This window comes from Mongoliitalea lutea (assembly GCF_014652135.1).
In the GTDB taxonomy this organism is placed as follows: Bacteria; Bacteroidota; Bacteroidia; order Cytophagales; family Cyclobacteriaceae; genus Mongoliitalea; species Mongoliitalea lutea.
Genome location: NZ_BMYF01000009.1, coordinates 22,233 through 41,064, shown reverse-complemented (window position 1 = coordinate 41,064; position 18,832 = coordinate 22,233). Strand labels below are relative to the sequence as shown.

Genomic DNA, 18,832 nt, shown 5'->3' with positions numbered 1-18,832 from the left:
AGACGAGAGAGTTGATTGAAATAAAGTTGAAATATGCTTCGCGAAATAAGGTTGAAATATACTTCGTGAAATAAGGTGGAAATAAAATTGAAACAATTATTCCAGACGAAAAAAAGGCGTAGCCCTGCGATCTTCGTAGTATTGGTTTAGGTTGGCCTAGGAGAGGGGCGTGAGCCCTGATATCTTAAACGGAGGGTTTTTGAATAGCGATTGGAGGATGTTTTCTTGTCCACAGATGGCTCAGATTTCACGGAGGGGGGGCTTTGATTTTTTTTGGAAGCTAACATGAACGGATGGATAGATTTATAAAATTTGGTCGCAGGCTCCGGGATTGGGAAGGATTGGTTGGGTTTGGTGCGAAATTTTTGGAGCAGTTGAATGAAATAAGGTTGAAATAAGGTGGAAATAAAATTGAAATAATTGGTTTGGACTCAAAAGGGGCGTTAGCCCTGCGGTCTTCGTAGTTCTGAAGTATACAAGTCGAGGCAGAGGGGCGTTAGCCCTGAGATCTTAATCGGAGGGGTATTTGGATAGTGATTGGAGGATGTTTTTTTGTCCACAGATGACACAGATTTCACGGAGGTAGTGTTTTGGAGGGTGTTTATGTAGCGGATATTCTTGGATGGATAGATTTATAAAATTTGGTCGCAAGCTCCGGGATTGGGAAGGATTGATTGGGTTTGGTGTAAAATTTTGGGAGTAGGGAAATGAAATAAGGTGGAAATAAAATTGAAATAATTGGTTTGGACTCAATAGGGGCGTTAGCCCTGCGGTCTTCGTAGTAATTGATGTATTTCGGGGAATAAGAGGCGCATAGCGCTGAGGTCTTGTTCAGCCAGATGATTAATAGACACAGATTGATAATTTGATCTTCACAGATTGACACAGATGGATTTGCTGCTGCAAATTGGGGCTCTCGCAAAAAGCGCAGAATACAGAGAAAACACTGAAATCGATATTGTAGCCCTGACCCGTGAGGGTCAGCAGAATAGTATCCATCGGTTTTCCAATCCATGGATTAGTAGATCACCTCTCAACTGCCCTGTAGGGGCAGTACTATTTGGGGAGGCTGTCCACGAATGGCACTAATTACACGAAGGAAGGGGAGTACTCGCAAAAATCACTGAAATCACGGAAAAATTTATGTGAAATTTCGTTGGATGGCTCAAGGATTTCCATGACTAAAAAGGGTCTTATTGATTTAAGGGTTTTTACAGTTTTTTTGGCTGTCGCCAATTGATTTTTTTGTAATTGTAGCATTATGCCAGTGATCGATTTTGATCAAATAGAACCAACATTTGCTGTCCTAGATTTGTAATCCTCTAGGGTGATCGTTCTTCAAAACTTAGGAATTATTTGGCCTGATAAGACAGTATACCCAAGGAGATTGCAAATCTCCATTTATCTGTTTTCCGAATTTGCAAATTTCGAGAAGCAGGATATCCAGAAGCAAACCTAACTCCGATAGGAGTTCAATCCCTCAGGTTATTAGCCCCGAGGAGCAACTCGGGGTGAAAAGAGGATGTCCCATCCACCATTCCCGACTCCGGTAGGAGTCGAATTAGGAGGGAGTAATGGTAGTTAAAAGACCTATTGCCTAAAAACAACGGTGCACCTCCCATATCCGTGTCTATCTGTGCAAATCCCTTAAAATCTGTGTCTGAAAAAATATCATCCCCAATAATCCAACTCCTGCCGGAGTTGGGGCCATCAAAATAAATCTATTCACATAAACCCCGCGTTGTGACTCGGGGCTAATAACCTTCGGTAGTTGACTCCTGTCGGAGTTTTTCATCTTACAGAATTTTGCACTGTTCACTGCATCTCCAAAGCCGGGGATTAAAATCCACGGCTATTGATTGGTGTATTCCTTAAGAAATTACTTGAATTTCATTCCAAACTACTACTCTTAATCATGGGTTAAAACCCAAAATCGATAATTTTAACACTGCACAGCTCACTCTTTCATCCTTCATCCTTCACCCTTCATCCTTCATCCTTCATCTTTCATCCTTCATTCCCCAAAGTTCACCATTTAAACAATCACCTTCGTATTGCCACCTCCGTTGAGCGTGATATCTACGGGTTTATTGGTTTTCCAGGCACCTCCTGTAAAGTCAGGGATGTCAATGGAGTTGGAACGGTTGGCGACCGACCATTCACTGAGAGGAGATATCGCAGACCATAGGGCAGCATCGTACACATCTTGGTCCAATGGCAAGCCATTGCGCAAGCAATCAATCAATCGCCAATCCATCATAAAATCCATGCCCCCATGCCCTCCAATCTGTTTGGCTAGTTCACCTACTTTTTTGACAATTTCCGGGGTGTACTGGGCTTCCAAGGCTTTCATTTCTTCTTCCTTCATCCAGGAATGACCTTTGGCAACTTTCGGATTTGGGTACTTCTGAGCATATCCCTCTGTGCCGCTAATCGTATGCAATCTAGAGTAAGGACGAGGAGAAGTGACATCGTGTTGAATGAGGATGGAACGTCCTTTTTTAGTTTTGACTATCGTCGTATTCATATTTCCTCCGTAGCGTTTTTCTGCGAAAGAACCGAAGAAGTTATCCTGCTCGGCCAATTCTCGGGCTTTGGCTGCCATGTGGAAATCTGCGGAAGAAAGCGAGGTTAGGTAATCCATCTGATCCCCACGGTTGATGTCCATGATTTGGGCGATAGGCCCCAGTCCATGGGTAGCATACAGGTTGCCATCCCGGTAGTTTTCCTTCAATCGCCACATGTCCTGATAACCTCCATCTTCTTCCTTCATGAAATTCAGCCATAAAAGATCATGGATATAGGCTCCTTCGGTATGGACGATTTCCCCAAAAAATCCTGCTCTCTTCATGGACAGGGTCATCAATTCGAAGAAATCATAGCAGCAGTTTTCCAGCATCATGCAATGCATTTTGGTTTTCTCGGAAACTTCCACCAATTGCCAGCATTCTTCCAGCGTTTTGGCCGCAGGAACTTCTATGGCCGTGTGTTTACCATTTTCCATGGCATAAACGGCCATAGGCGCATGCCAGTCCCAAGGGGTGGCGATATATACCAAGTCCAATTGTTCCTGATCGATCATTTTTTTCCAAGCATAGACCGAACCGCTGTAGGAAGTAGGAGAGTGGGCTGTTCCTTGGAGAGAGGCTTTGACTTTGTCCACACGCTCGGGAATCAAGTCGCAAAGTGCGGTGATTTGCACCCCTTCAATTTTGCTCAGTCGATCCACTGCTCCAGGACCACGCATCCCCAAACCAATGACTCCAACTTTCACCACAGGAATTTTCGGTGCGGCATATCCACACATATTGAAGGCCTGTATGTGTTGCTTGGAACTCAGTTTGTGAACACTTTGGGATGTTTCTCCATTGGAAAGTAGGGGGATGCTAGCTCCCGCCAATCCTAATCCTGCGATTTTCAAAAAGTCTCTTCTGTGCTGACTCATGGTATTTGGGTTGATGATTTTTACGAAGATGTGAGATTCTTAAAGAATAAGCAAGTGAGGGGCTCGGAGATAGTGTAGGATATTTACTTGATGATATTGATTGATATTAGCGTTGCGATCTTGGAAGATATTTTTTTGGAGTAATGAAATGAAATAAGGTAGAAATAAGGTGGAAATAAGTAGAAATAAAGCTGACGCGAAATAATTTGGGATAGATATTGATTGATATTAGCGGTGCGATATAGGATGGATATACTCTTGGGTGTAGTGAAATGAAATAAGGTGGAAATAAGTAGAAATAATGCTTCGCGAAATAAAATTAAAATAATTGGTTTGGATTGAAAAGGGGCGTTAGTCCTGTTAGCTTCGTAGTATTAATCTACGTTAGTCCAAGGAGAGGGGCGTCAGCCCTGATATCTTAAACGGAGGAGTATTTGGATAGAAATTGCAGAATATTTTCTTGTCCACAGATGGCACAGATTTTACGGAGGGATGATTTCGAAGATTTCCTTAGTAGCTGACATTGAAGGATGGATAGATTTATGAAATTTGGTTTCAGGCTCCGGGATAGGGAAGGATTGATTGGGTTTGGTGTGAAATTTTGGGAGCAGGGAAATGAAATAAGGTTGAAATATGCTGTCGCGAAATAATTTAGAAATAAAATTGAAATAATTGATTTGGATTGAAAAGGGGCGTTAGCCCTGTTNTTTTTGTCCACAGATGGCACAGATTTTACGGAGGGATGATTTAGAAGATTTCCTTGGTAGCTGACATTAATGGATGGATGGATTTATAAAATTTGGTCGCAAGCTCCGGGATTGGGGATGATTGATTTGTTGGGTTTGATGTAATTTTTTTGGGTAGCTCATCGAAATATGATTGTCAATTACGACCTCGAAGAGGTCACATGTTTATAGCAAAAAGCAATTACCAGAGTTACCGGCCGACCCAGAATTGGGTCGAATTGGATGTTGAGAGGGTGTTTTTGTTTGAACGCTGTCCGAGATTTGTAATCTTGGTTGGTAGATAATTGAGGGTTTGTAATTTTCTAGGCCAATCTTTCTAAAACTTAGGAGTTATTTGGCTTGATAAGACGGCCTACCTAAGAAGGTTGCAAATCTCCATTTATCTGTTTCCCGAAATTGCAAATTTCGAGAAGCGGGTATGCAGCCCCAACTCCGATAGGAGTTTAATCCCGCAGGGTATTAGCCCCGAGTGGCAACTCGGGGTGAAAAGAAGATGCCCCATTCACCATTCCCGACTCCGGTAGGAGTCGAATTAGGAGGGTTATAGGCAAAGAAAGGGGAGGCAGCAATCCAGCCTTTCACTTTTATTACCAGCCTCGTCAGTATACAGGGATAGCCAAAACTTCATTATTATTCATTCGACGTTCATCATTGGACATTCAATTTTCCATGACTGCTCCATACCTACTTTTATTCCTATTCTTCTATCTGCCTTTTCATTAACTTGCCGTCAAAATAGACGCTATATTCCTTTAATTATTCTGAAAATATGGGACATTTCTCTGGATATTTTTCTGCGCTTTTTGTGTATTCCGTGAGAGCCCTCATTCTTCATTTCAATTCCCCTAGTCCTTTCTTTGGATCACCGAATGAGGGAATATGGATTGAATACCATTAGTATTTTGGAACACCCCATAGCTATTGGGATTCATAGGTTGGATGCTTTTACTGGGGGTAATGGCTTGTATGCCGTTGGTATTTTGGAATACATCGATGCCACCACGATTGTTGGGTTGGATGGTTTGGCTGGGAACGATGTTGGGAATACCTGATTGGGTTTGGAATATTTGTGAACCCCCATTGGGCATGGGTTTGATTACCTGCACGGGTGTGATTTCCTGGATTCCATTTCGGGTGTTGAATACTTGCTTGGTGCCGTTTGGGTGCACTTGAATTACTTGGGAAGGTGCAATGTTACGGATTCCATTGGTGTGCTCGTACACATGGAAGGTATTGGCTCTATTCGGGGCAGGAGTGACGGATTGGGTAGGGAATGGGGAACTGATGCCATTCTGGGTTGGAAAGGTATGAAAGGTCTGTGCCCGGAGCGTGAAGCAGCATGCAAAAGCGAGAATTGTTAAGAATGTGGTTTTCATGGTAGTAGTGGTAATAGTTGGTTGTGGAAGATACTATCAGATACAAAAACCGCCACAAGGAGTTGGAGAGGCGGTACCGGTTGCCTTGTAGGAATACATACGTATAAGAGGATGGGTTGTTGTAATGAGGATCTAGTACAAAGAACCATGTACGAAGTACCAAGTATAGGGTACAGAAAGCTACGCGAATTGATTGGGAAATAGATATTGATTGATATTAGCTTAGCGATATTGATTGATATTTTTAGGAGGTAGTGAAATGAAATAAGGTATGGGATAGATATTGATTGATATAAGCTTCGCGATATTAGATGATAATTTTAGAGGGTAGTGAAATGGATTAAGGGTGAAATATACTTCGTGAAATAAGGTTGAAATAACTGTTCCAGACGAAAAAGGGGCGTAAGCCCTGCGATCTTCGTAGTATTGATTTACGCTGGCTCAGGAGAGGGGCGTTAGCCCTGAGATCTTAAACGGAGAGGTGTTTGGATAGCGATTGCAGAATGTTTTCTTGTCCACAGATTTCACGGATGGAGAGTGTTTAGGAGATTAAGGGAAAATCTTTAGCTTTATCAAGGATATCCGCTAGAAGTATCTACTTTGCCAGTCCTATCATTAGCACAAGACGCAGCGGGGAGGAAGTCAGAAAACCGGGCCGGCGGTGGCCTTGTGGGCAGAAGGATTTTTCTGACTAGACTTTTTGGTTACTTTTGGGGCGATGCCAAAAGTAACGAACATGATTTTTAAAAGTTTGGATGGTCGTTATTTCAAGTAATGATTTTAAATATCCGATTAGGGCTATTTGGGGAATTGTAGTCCTACGCTGTCCGAGATTTGTTATCACGGTCTGAAGATGAATGAGGATTTGTAATCTTCGAGGGCAATCTTTTTAAACTTAGTGATTATTTGGCTTGATAAGACGACTACCCAAGGAGATTGCAAATCTCCATTTATCTGTTTCCCGAAATTGCAAATTTCGAGAAGCGGGTTTTTATCTACTTAGTCTAACTCCGCAAGGAGTTCAATCCCGCAGGGTATTAGCCCCGAGTCGCAACTCGGGGTAGAAAAAGGACAGGCCATACATAATTCCCGACTCCGGTAGGAGTCGAATTGGATGCTTGACGAATGCTAGCTACAAACTATTTTTACTTCTTGTATCGTTATGGATTAAAATTTTAGGCTTAAGAATCAGTCGCTTATTTTTTGCGTGGAGATTTTTTGATTTTCGGATATACTACATAGTTCGTTTTTTGATATTTTGGCAACGTTATTTGATTAAACTATGATAAATCAATGGAGGCTGGGTTCGGCCTTGTTACTGTTTATTCTTTTTCCGGGTTTGTTGGTGTTGGCTGCGTGTAAAGATAGATATTCGGATACTTTTGATACAGCTGAGCTAGCGGAAAATAATTCCGCTAGGACGATCTACGAGCGTTTCCCTGCTCCCAAGGGCTATCAAAAAACTAAGGCACCATCGGGAAGCTGGGAGGCTTATTTGCAGGACTTTCCCTTACTACCGCCTGGCTCGCCTGTGCTGGATTATACCGGCAAACCCATTTCTGATCAAAGAAGCCATGTGGCGGTATTGGATATAGATGTGGGCAAGAAAGACTTGCAGCAATGTGCGGATGCCATTATCCGCTTGCGGGCGGAGTACCTATGGAACAAGAATCAAGAAGACCAAATCGCTTTCAACTTTACATCAGGCCATACCTATGCTTGGTCAGCCTATGCTTCGGGTATGCGTCCGGAGGTGAAGGGGAATCAGGTGAGTTTCAAGCAAACGGCTGCTGCTGACAATTCCTATGAGGCTTTCCGACGCTATTTGGATTTTGTCTTTATGTATGCGGGGACCATTTCCTTGCATAGAGATATGAAACAAGTGAACCGCAAAAGCGAGTACCAAATTGGAGATGTCATCGTCCAACCTGGCAGTCCTGGCCATGCAGTGATTATTGTGGACAAAGCCAAAAATGCCAAAGGTGAATTCATCTACCTCCTTGCCCAAGGCTTTACCCCCGCCCAGTCGGTTCATATCGTCAAAAGTGGACATTCCGGGATCAGCCCTTGGTTCAAAATTCCCCAGTCCGGGATCTTCTGGCACAAGCGGTTTTGGTTGAGGGAAGTGGGGGTGAGGAGGTTTTAGGTTGAGCCAGAAATGAGTTTGGTTGATAGACCAAATCGCCGGTTTTCAGGAATGTGCTTTAACGCTTATTTGTAAAAATCGACACTTTTGGTCTGTTTTTCAACGAATACTAAATTGATGGTTTTTAAATATTTTTTTTACTTATATTGTTCACGCTAACAAAATAGATTTTCAGCCACCATGAATTTAATAGCTAATACTGGCATACAGCTTTTTCACGAAAAACTGCACATTGAGCCTAATGACAAATTCAAAATGTATTTTCACGAATGGTATGATACCAAAGATCAACAATTGAAGCTAGAGCTAGCACACTATTTTTCTGACGATGGTTTATGGGTGAAAAAGCAAAATCTTTCTTCTTTAGGATATGTAAAAAATGGTGTGGTTACAGATAACTGGGAGACAATTAAGGATGATTTTGAAAGTGACAACTTTAAAATTATTTCCATCGATGGAAGTAGCGAAGATAATGATGGTTGTTTTGATGTAGGGTTGAATAAAGTTAATTGGGCTAAGTTTGAAAATACGTGGCTCCCAATGCCATTTTTCTATTTAATTGGGAAAAAATCAGGATTTGGTCCAACTAATTGGTGTAGGTTTAAATTAATTCCTACAAATCAGGTAGGTGGTAAAAAGGAATTTGACATTCTTATTGCATTTGATACAAAAACATCGAATGAAGAAGAAGGATTTGAAGATGACGAGTTATTTGAAACCCCTGTTTTTTCTAGTGACTTTGAAAAAACAAGGAGTTTTGCTTTGTGCAATGATGAGTATAAATTATTAGGATATTTATCTGATAGTAATAACTGTGAATGGATTGATAAATATTTATTAAGGAAGTTTCATGAAGTCGAAAATATTGCTGACCTAAAAGGTCAGAAACCTAAATTAACGTATTTGGCTCAATATATATTGATTATTAATTATATTCAGAAAAAGGGCATATTACCAGAAATTACCTTGTTTAATAATTTCAATGTAGCATATGGGAACGTAGATTTAGTTGTTGATATTGGTAATTCAAGGACATGTGCGGTTCTTTTTGATGACGGAGACTTTACCAAAATGAGTCCAGTTGAACTCCAAGATTTTTCTAACCCAGTTCAAGATGGTAAATTAAAAAAGTATAAAGAATCATTTGACATGAGGCTTGCTTTTAGGAAGGCAGATTTTGGTGGGGCATTTGGGTTAGCGAATAGTAATCAATTTATCTTTCCAAGTAAGCTTCGCCTAGGTAAAGAAGCAAATAATTTAATCCACCAAGCAGTCAATCTCAATACTGGTACAGAGAAAACAAGTACCTTTTCAAGTCCAAAAAGGTTTCTTTGGGATGAAAGGCAAAGTAAGCAAGAATGGGAATTTATAAAATTGGAAGGCGAATCATCCGAGCCATTTTTTATCCGAGGGATTTCTGAACAGCTGAATTTGGATGGTTCACTAAATTTATCTGGTGAGGGAGGAGTACTGATGCAATATTCTAGGAGAGCCTTAATGACCTTGGCTTTTCTCGAAATTCTGGCTCAAGCAAATATGCAAATCAATAGCTATGAACAAAGAAAGCATTGGGGCAATGAATCACTTCCGAGGCAAATAAAAAAAATTATTGTAACCTGTCCAACAGCAATGTCAAGAGTAGAACAACGTTCCCTTAGGAAATGCGCAGAAGATGCAGCAGTTATTCTAAATAGATATTTTAAAAAAAGTCACAATAAACCACAAGATGAAAAAGAGATAAAAAATATTATTCAAGTCATTCCTTCCATCAAAAAATCTTCCACTGATACTCCTGAAGACTGGATTTATGATGAAGCTACTGCCGCTCAATTTGTCTATCTATATGCTGAAATTGGTCAGCGTTACATGAATAATGTAAAGGAGTATTTTGACTTTTACGGGAAAGTAAGGGCTGACTTATCTGGCTATCATGAGAAATCTCTAACAATAGGGTCAGTTGATATTGGTGCAGGAACTACTGATGTAATGATTGCTGCTTACAAGTATGATAGTAGTGAAAGATGTACCTTAACACCAGTACCACTCTATTGGGAAAGTTTCTACAAAGCTGGGGATGATCTGATGAAAGAGCTAATTCATCAATTAATAATTGAAGGGAAATATTCTCCAATTGAAAAAAAACTTCTCAGTCTTGGAAAAAAGCCAGTTGAATACCTACATCCCTTTTTGGGGACAAATGTTGGGGTTTCTTTCAGAAACAGAAAATTAAGAAGTGACTTTAACATTCAGGTCTCCGTACCAATTGTTTCATACTTTTTGGAATTATTAAAAGAAGATATTGTAGAAAGCAAAATAATCAACTTTAGTGAACTTTTTGAAAGGAATCCCCCTTCTCAGAATGTTCTAAATCACTTCACTTCGCATTTTGGATTTAGCCTAGAATCAATTCAGTGGCATTATGAAAAGCAGGTGATTTCATCCATAGTAGAGAAAACTTTTGATTCTCTTACGGGGAAAATATCGTCTCTACTATCATTCTATAAATGTGATATCGTTCTTCTATCAGGTAGACCCACATCTTTAAGACCATTAACAGAATTATTTTTAAAACACTATGCCATTTCCCCAAATCGCCTAAAAACCGTGAATGATTATAGAGTAGGCAGGTGGTATCCAGAAGACAAACGATATAAATTCATTGATGGAAATGGTAAATTTTTAAATCCAAAGTCTATCATTACTACTGGTGCTTTGATAGGGAACAAAGCAGAAAATGGTGGATTGAATGGATTTAAGCTAAACCTTGATGATTTGAAGGAGAAGCTAACTCCCACAACAAATTATTTTGGGATTTTGAATGAAAAACTAAATTATTCAGAAACTTTTATAACTCCGGAGGTAAACCATGTGACCATTAGTGTGCCAACACTACCTTTACGAATAGGAGTACGTCAACTAGATATTTCATCCTACCCTTCAAGACCATTTTATACCTTCAACTTCGACGACTTTAAAATAGAGGATCGAGTAAAAGGGAGACTTGACGATGAATGTGATGACCATGCCGTACAGATTGGAATAGAAGAGGAAAAAAGTAAAATAAGGAAAAAGACACCTCTTAAAATTACACTTTCTCGAGATGTACAAGAAGATGTTGAAATGCTTAAGATTGAGGAAATAGTTGATAAAGAAGGTAATGTGCTTTCTAAAAATCTTTTTACCCTTAATGTTCAAAGTATGAGTGAGTTGGATGACTTCTGGTTGGACTCAGGGATTTTTTCTTTAAATGTCAATAATTAATTAGTAGGCCACGTGAGAAATTATATTCAAAATCAATTAGATATAGTAGAAGATTCTTTAACATGGATTTCAACGTCTCTTGATGGGGAAAAACAAAAACAATCCTACAGGAAACTAGTAAACTTTCGAAGAAAATTAAACAGGAAAAAATTTGCCGTTGAGAGTAACCCAGCAGTGGCGATTTATGGAGAAAGTCAAGTAGGTAAATCCTATTTGGTCAACAATCTCTTATCATCTCCTGAAAAGGCTTTTGGAATAAAAGATGAATCTGGTAATCACTTTAACTTTCTAGAAGAAATAAACCCTTTTGGAGGAGGGAGTGAATCAACTAGTCTAGTGTCTAGGTTTTCGATAAAGGCTAAACCAATTAATTTAAAATACCCAATTCAAGCCAATCTATTAAGTCCTGCTGACATAATTTTAGTTCTGTGCGATAGTTATTACAACGATATTAAAGCAGATATTGGCACAGTGTTAGGTACTGAAGAAGTTAATTCTGCTATAAAGAACTTAAAAAATGAATTAAGGAACATCAATTATCATCAATCATTTTTAAATGAAGATGATATTTTAGATATTCAAGAATACTTCAAAGAGCACTTTTCAAACAAAGCATCAAATATTTTAACATCGAATTTTTTTGAAGAAGTGTCTTTCTTTATTGCTAAAACGAGACCTAACGAGTGGAAGAATATTTTTTCCTATTTATGGAATCATAACCCAATTTTCACGATGCTTTTTCGTGATTTGATTTCAGAATATGATAGAATGAATTTTACTCCATCAGTGTATCTTCCAATAGAAGCTGTTTTACGAAAGCATGGAACATTATTAGACGTTGAAAGAATAAAAGAAATATATTCCTCTACTGATAAAAAAATTGAAGTTGATTATAGGGAGGATACGCCAGCTATATGGATGGAAGGCATTTTAGAGAAAAATATGATAATAAAGAAATCATTTTTGTGTGCGCTATCGTCAGAATTAATATTTCCACAAGATAAGTCGCTACTTGAAACTAAGCCATTTTTAAGAGAAACTGATTTATTGGATTTCCCAGGTGCACGTGGAAGGTTAACGCTTGGAGAAGCTGATATAAAAAATGAAAATGTGTGGGAATTATTGCTTCGTGGAAAAGTTGCTTATCTTTTTAATAAATACTCTGAGGCTGAAAAGATAAATGTTTTTATGCTATGTGCAAAGCATGATCAACCTGGTGCTAGATCAATTCCAGAAATGCTTAATTCATGGATAAAAAAATTTATAGGTGACACTCCTGAGAAAAGGGAAAGATTTATAGAAAATTCAAAGATTTCACCTCTGTTTATAGTCGGTACGTTCTTCAATATCAATTTGGAGTATAATAATATACATGATTCATCTCAAGATTTAACATCATTAAATTACAGATGGCAACAACGGTTTGAAAAAACCCTATCTGTACAGATTTTGAATAGTGAGACGTATGGTTGGTTCAATAACTGGACTAAGACACATCAAAATTTTAATAATATCTATTTATTGAGGGATTTTAATTATTCAAAAAATATTTTCAATGACTATCAGAAATTGAAAAGGGAAACTACGGAGATAAAACCAGCAGGATTTCCTGATTTTAGAGAAAGACTTAAAGAATCATTTCTAAACTACCCATTTGTAAAAAAACATTTTCCCGATCCGAATCAATCATGGGATGAAGCAGCTACTGTCAATAAAGATGGGACTGATTTAATTATTAAAAACTTGACAATAGCGAGTGAAAATATAAACGAAGCTAGAAAAGCACGAATACAGGTAGAGCTCCAAGAGATTTTAAATGCCTTGAATACTGAGTTATTCAAATATTATCATAGCAATGATAAAGATGAACAGTTACAAAAAGCCAAATCCAAAGCTGGAAGTATTCAATTACTATTGGACACAGCTTTTAGTGCTGACGGAATCAAAAACTTTGGTAGGTTGATCAAAGATTTCATGATTAATGAAGGACTTGTTCTTGAATTATTTAAAAAGAAAATTGATGATATCGAGCATAGGGATGTGGTCAATTTAGACATATATAGTACCTACAGAATGCAAGTCCCCGTACTTCCTGGTGATACTAAGGGAACGTACTTTGAGAGATTATGTGCCCACTATGAAAGAAATACTGAAGAGGAAAAAAATAATTTTGAGCAAGAGTTGGCATTAAAAAATATTGATTTGGATGAGTTGTTGGTCGGAAATATCAATAGAATAAAAAACAGTGCACAACAGCTTTCCGAGGAATTACTGGAATACTGGTTTGTATACATAGCCCTTCATGAAAAAAAATATATACAAACTATTTTAGGCGGAGATAATTCAAGCGCTTTTCATGATTTAATAGAAATGTACCAGCAACTATTTGAAAAAATTAAACTTTCTAAAATAATTGCAGAGAGAATAAGAAGTCATGTGGACGGTGTTTTCAAAACCGAAATACCGTTTGAAATTATTGCTGATATTAGTTCAGAAATATTAAATAATGCAATATTGAGCGTTGGTTTAGAGTATTTTGATAGTTCTCAATTGTCCGATTTAGTCCAAGCCAACGAAAAAAGCAAGTTAGGTTTAAATTTTTCACAATCAGATGATTCAACTCATACTTCTATAGAGGAGCTTTTTGAAAGAGTGGAAAACTGGACTGATATCATTCAGCAAAATCCAAGTGAAATGAAGTTTATGCCACACTACCAAAATTACTTGACTTGGTACAATAAATTAAAAATTGGATTTGTGTCCGTATGCGATATTCCAAATTACAATGTGCAAGCCAATAATGAGCTTGCTAAAATTATTGATAAAGCAAAAGCATTAAATGCTGACCAATAATGTCGAAGGTTATAAATAAAATACCTCTTTGTAGGATAGAAATAAAATACTTCAAAAGCACTCAGGGAGTTGAAGGGAAAGTGCTTTTTGAACGCTTTGATGCTTTAGATAATATTATTGGTAATAATATTGATGAGGAGTTTCGCTCCTTTATCTCCCATCCTGTAACTGAGGAAAATCTATCAGTTACATTTCATGGAAAAAAAAGCAAGGACCAACCAAAAATTCTTTCTGAGCTTACTGGAATTGAAGGAGATAAGTATAAGGAAATTTTAAATAAAACGCTCCAACATTATAAACAAGTTATCGATGGGCTTAACAAAGGGAATGAGAAATTAAAAGCCGATTTTTTATCAAAGACAATCAAGTTTATAGATAATAGGTTTGTCTATTGTTATGATGAAAAAGTTGTTTTAGGTGTTTGGGGACTACAGCTAAAAGAGAATTTAAGGGAGGATATCAGTGAAATACGGAAAAACCTTATAGTTCCAACAAAAAATGACATCCCTGTAGATAGTGTAGAACCTATTGAGCCAGATGAGCCTGCCGAACCTCCAATACCATCAGGTATTAGAGAGGACAAACCTGAAGTTATTGATAATCCTACTCCCGAAGTACCAATAGAGCTAGAGAAGCCCAAAAAAAGGCCATGGCACCTTAGATTTATTGAGTGGTTAAAAGGGTTATTCTTTGGTAGAGGGTGTTTAAGAAGTCTACTCTGGCTATTATTACTGTTGCTTCTTTTGTTTTTACTATTTAGCCTATTACGAGGATGTGATTCGAATAGAACCTTTAATGGAGGAGGGGCTTTAAGTGAAAATGACCAAGGTTGGTTGGCAGATGATCCAAATGTAGGGAAAGATGGTGGTAAATATGATCCAAACAATCCCTATACGCCCAAACCTTCTCCTCCCGGATTTGAAGGTGTTTTGCCTCCAAATGAGGGAGTTCTTGCACCATTGCCAGAGAATCCAGAGATAATTCCTGGAAATCCAAACATCATTGGGAATAGACTCAATATTCTGATGGAAAATGACGACAAATCAATTATGGATTTGGCAAAAGCATTCAAAGAGAAATACCCTGATAGTAAGTATCAAGTTGTTTACTATGATAATGTAGTCAAGAGAATGCAGATTGAAATTCCAACTGAGGAAAGAGAAAAGATTAAGGAAGAAATTCCAACTATTTTCGCTCCAGATTTTGATTTATTTGTTTTTGATGAGTCGTTATTTGAAGGGGCCTCTATCCCCAATGATCCAGCTATAAGCGATGCCTCTAAATCATGGTATTTGAAAGCAGTAAATGCATTTGAAGCATGGGAAATCACCAAAGGTTCTAGTAAGATTTCGATTGCAATTGTAGATAATGGTTTCAATCTCCAGCATCCTGAGCTTAAGCAAAAAGTAGTTGCTCCTTACAATGTTTGGTCACATTCGTCAAATGTGTTTGCCCAGAAAGAAGACCACGGAACACATGTGGCAGGAATAGCTCTCGCTACGGCTGACAATGGACAGGGTATCTCGGGAATAGCTCCTGAATCCAGATTCATGCCAATTCAAGTCGCAAACGAACATGGACTGATGACTACTACTTCTGTATTGGATGGAATTCTTTATGCTCTCTATCAAGGTGCAGATGTAGTGAATGTTTCATTGGGTTCTCAGTTTAATGGAATTTCAAGAATTCCTGAGGATGCTCAGAAAGAACTTATTCAAAATCGCTTTAAAGAAGAAGAGCGCCTTTGGAGAAGGGTGATGAGAATTGCTGCCAATCATAACTCAACATTGGTTATCGCTGCAGGAAATGATAACGTTTTGACGGGTATTGATGCTTTACAGCGGCCAGAACTTTTCATCACAGTTTCAGCTATAGACCAAGATGGAAATAATCCATCAAAAGCTGCTTTCAGTAATTATGGAAGTCGGTCCACCGTTTCAGCACCAGGGGTAAATATATACAGTACAGTAGGTAAAAATGGATATACTTCAATGGATGGTACTAGCATGGCTGCCCCTATAGTATCTGGTGCTGTAGCCCTGATGAAAAGCTTAAATGATTCCTTGACCTCCAAACAGATTATTTGTATCCTTCAAACTACAGGAAAATATACGAGAGGTCAGATAGGTAAATTAATACAGGTAGACAAAGCGTTGGATTTTGTCCAGTCAGGAGCAGAGCCAGACTGTGCTCCAAAACCATCTACAGGTGATGTCCAGATTTTACTTAGTTGGAATAATTATAATGACCTAGATCTCATATGTACAGATCCAACTGGACAAACCATTTCTTATAAGAACAGATCCGTTTCCAGTGGTGGACAATTAGAAATCGACATGAATGTGGAATTTCCAGACAGTCAAAGCCCCATTGAAAACATATTCTGGCGACCAGGAACAGCCCCAGATGGTACTTACAATGTTTACCTGCAATATTTTAAAAACCACGAGCCAACTATTGATGAAACACCATATACCATCACGATTAAGTATGATGGTAATGTGGAAGAATTGGCAGGAGTAATTAAATCAGCAGACAGGGCAAAGTTTGTGAAGTCATTTACAGTTGGAAATAGGGCAGGAAAAAATGAATCTCAAGGAGGTGATGACAAGAGAAGTCAGCTTGAAAAAGAGCGTGCAAGACTTCAAGCAGAACTTGACAGAGTAGAAAGGGAATTAAAAAAGTTATCGGCAAATTATTAATTGGAATTTTACAAATAGATTTATGAAACGATCAAGATTTTCATTAGCAGATGTCTTAACATTAATTGGAGGTATTATCTTCGGCATTATCTGCTTTCTTGGGCTAAATTTTTACACATTAGGGGATTTTAATAATAGCTTCACCGTATCAGGTATTATTGCTCTAACATTAATTGCTACTGCCCATTTAGCCAAAAGGTTTAAGAGTGCCAAAGGTAATTTCAAAACAAATTTTATTTTTGAAATGATGATGCTCATTGTTTTCACTTTGCTGTTTGCTTTTTTCTCCATACAACATCTGCCACACTATTTTACAGTATCGGAAAATAAAGAACTCATTCAACAACGAATGATTTCTTCGATTGAGCAGGCTGAAAACATGTTTTCGAAATACGAGGAATATGCCAAAAATAGAAAAACTATTTATGAAAGCACTCTCGAGACGGTGGTGAGAAGCAAAGGAATAAATCCTCAGGAATACAACAGCTTTGGATTCGTGACAGGAAGTGTGACCGACCAAGTCCAAATACGAAGTAAAATGTTTGCCGCAAATGCAGATTTATTTCCTACCAATTATTCTGATTCAGTTTCAAACAATGGAATTAAAGAGATTGCTATCAAATGGTTACGTGACGCCAAATCAACAACTAAAGACTGGAAGCCTCTTGGGATTGTAACTATCGTGAATGAAGTGGAAGAAAAATCTGAATTCTGGTTGAATGAGCTAAAAAGGTATTCTTCGAATGTACAACTAGGAGAATCCGCAGAAACATTTGGTTATGCGCTGACATTCCAAGATGTGAAAGAATACTTTCAAGCTGAAAGTAGCCCTACTCCTGTAACTATGGGAATTGCGTTTTTAATATACATTTTGATGCTATTATCTTATTTTCTAACTAAACGAGACAGTAAAGTGAGTTTTGGGAGATTGGCTCCTTACGAAATAGAACTATAATAACCAAAGAACTTAATTTTATAAAAATGAATAAAGAGGAGATACTTCAGAGAATAGAGGATTTTAGATCAGAACAGCTTTTTGAATTTATTAATACTGGATTAGTTACACTTGAGGAACTAAGAAGTACAGGTGATTTGCCTGCAAGTAAGAGAAACGCTATAATTAAGCTAACTGAAGCAAAGTCCAAAGAAGAAAAAGATTTTTGGAATCAACATCAAAATACTGAAGATGGCTGTAATGAATATATTAAGGCATATCCATACGGACAATTTATCCAAAAGGCGAAGTCCAATATAGAAGTGTTTCGAAATAAAATCGCTGAAGAGGAAAGAACAAAGAAAGAAACATTAGAGCTTCTTAAAAAAAACTTAAATAATTACACTCCCAATGAAATTTTAGGATTATTACAAAAAGGCACCATTTTGCGGGAGGATTTATTAAAAATAGGTATTCCTAATGAAGTCATTGAAAGTCTTGGTAATATTGAAACCCCTCGTTTAAATTTAGGTAAAACTCCTGATTCTATACCCGAAGGATATACAGAAGTTTATTTTTGGGGTATTCCAGGCTCAGGTAAAACGTGTGTTTTGTCTGCTTTATTAAGTACAGCACATAAAAATAACTCCTTAGAAATTGCGGTTGGTCCAGGATATGATTATACAAATAGGCTAAGGAATATTTTCATCAATCCCATTTCATTTTTGCCCGCAGGAACAACAACTGACAGTACTCAATATTTGCCATTTACAATTCGGAAAGGGGATGAGGATCCTCGGTCTGTTTCTTTAATCGAGCTTAGCGGCGAGATTTTTAAATGCTTTTATTCAATAAATGCAAATTTAGAATTGGACCCAGATTATCAAAAAACTTTAAATTCATTATTGAATTTTTTAAATAGCGACAATAGAAAAATCCATTTTTTTTTCATAGACTTTGAAAACAAAAACAGACAAGACGGTAAGGGATATACTCAAGCCAATTATTTAGAAGCTGCCGCAACGTATTTTCAAAACAATGATATTTTCAGAAAACATACAGATGCAATCTACATTATTATCACTAAGAGTGATTTAATGGCATGCGATAAAGCTGAAAGAAAGAATCATTTGAAGGAGTATTTGCAAAATGCAAATTTTAATTCATTTGTTAGTTCTTTAAGAAACCGCTGTAGAGAGCATAGTATAAATTCCGGGAAAATCCTAGGTACGCACTTCTCTCTTGGAACTGTTTATTTTAATGAAATTTGTTCATTTGACCCAGAAACATCTGAAAATTTAATAGATATATTATTACGCAGAATTAAACCGAATAAAAAAAGCATTTTAGACATTTTTAACAAATAAGC

At 37.7% G+C, this 18,832-nt stretch carries 9 protein-coding genes; 7 read left to right on the top strand and 2 right to left on the bottom strand.

Annotated features, from left to right (window positions below; all coding sequences use genetic code 11):
• The first annotated feature begins 888 nt into the window (after positions 1–888).
• A complete protein-coding gene (locus IE080_RS08630) occupies positions 889–1,089 on the top strand; it encodes a hypothetical protein (protein ID WP_189580756.1) in 201 nt (66 codons plus the stop codon).
• Positions 1,090–2,035: 946 nt separating this feature from the next.
• Here IE080_RS08630 and IE080_RS08625 read toward each other — a convergent pair.
• Together IE080_RS08625 and IE080_RS08620 are read right to left on the bottom strand one after the other, a co-directional pair.
• Positions 2,036–3,445, bottom strand: coding sequence for a Gfo/Idh/MocA family protein (locus IE080_RS08625; protein ID WP_189580753.1), 1,410 nt, complete (start codon positions 3,443–3,445; stop codon positions 2,036–2,038).
• Positions 3,446–5,036: 1,591 nt separating this feature from the next.
• A complete protein-coding gene (locus IE080_RS08620) occupies positions 5,037–5,567 on the bottom strand; it encodes a hypothetical protein (protein ID WP_189580750.1) in 531 nt (176 codons plus the stop codon).
• A gap of 1,282 nt (positions 5,568–6,849) precedes the next feature.
• On the opposite strand from IE080_RS08620, the gene IE080_RS08615 reads away from it, so the two are divergent.
• The 6 genes from IE080_RS08615 to IE080_RS08590 all read left to right on the top strand — a co-directional run bounded on the left by IE080_RS08615 (position 6,850) and on the right by IE080_RS08590 (position 18,830).
• Complete coding sequence (locus IE080_RS08615) at positions 6,850–7,713, top strand: DUF4846 domain-containing protein (RefSeq protein ID WP_189580747.1); 864 nt, start codon at positions 6,850–6,852, stop codon at positions 7,711–7,713.
• 180 nt (positions 7,714–7,893) lie between these two features.
• Positions 7,894–10,974, top strand: a complete 3,081-nt coding sequence (locus IE080_RS08610) for a virulence factor SrfB (protein ID WP_189580745.1) — start codon at positions 7,894–7,896, stop codon at positions 10,972–10,974.
• Positions 10,975–10,986: 12 nt separating this feature from the next.
• Entirely contained in the window at positions 10,987–13,827 is a 2,841-nt protein-coding gene (locus tag IE080_RS08605) for a virulence factor SrfC family protein (protein WP_189580743.1), read from the top strand.
• Positions 13,827–16,529, top strand: coding sequence for a S8 family peptidase (locus tag IE080_RS19675; RefSeq protein WP_189580741.1), 2,703 nt, complete (start codon positions 13,827–13,829; stop codon positions 16,527–16,529). Before IE080_RS08605 ends, IE080_RS19675 begins: the two co-directional genes overlap by 1 nt.
• 22 nt (positions 16,530–16,551) lie before the next feature.
• A complete protein-coding gene (locus IE080_RS08595) occupies positions 16,552–17,484 on the top strand; it encodes a hypothetical protein (protein ID WP_189580739.1) in 933 nt (310 codons plus the stop codon).
• Positions 17,485–17,510: 26 nt separating this feature from the next.
• The gene (locus IE080_RS08590) at positions 17,511–18,830 is read left to right on the top strand and encodes a hypothetical protein (RefSeq protein WP_189580737.1); all 1,320 of its coding nucleotides are present in this window, start codon (positions 17,511–17,513) and stop codon (positions 18,828–18,830) included.
• Positions 18,831–18,832: the final 2 nt, after the last annotated feature.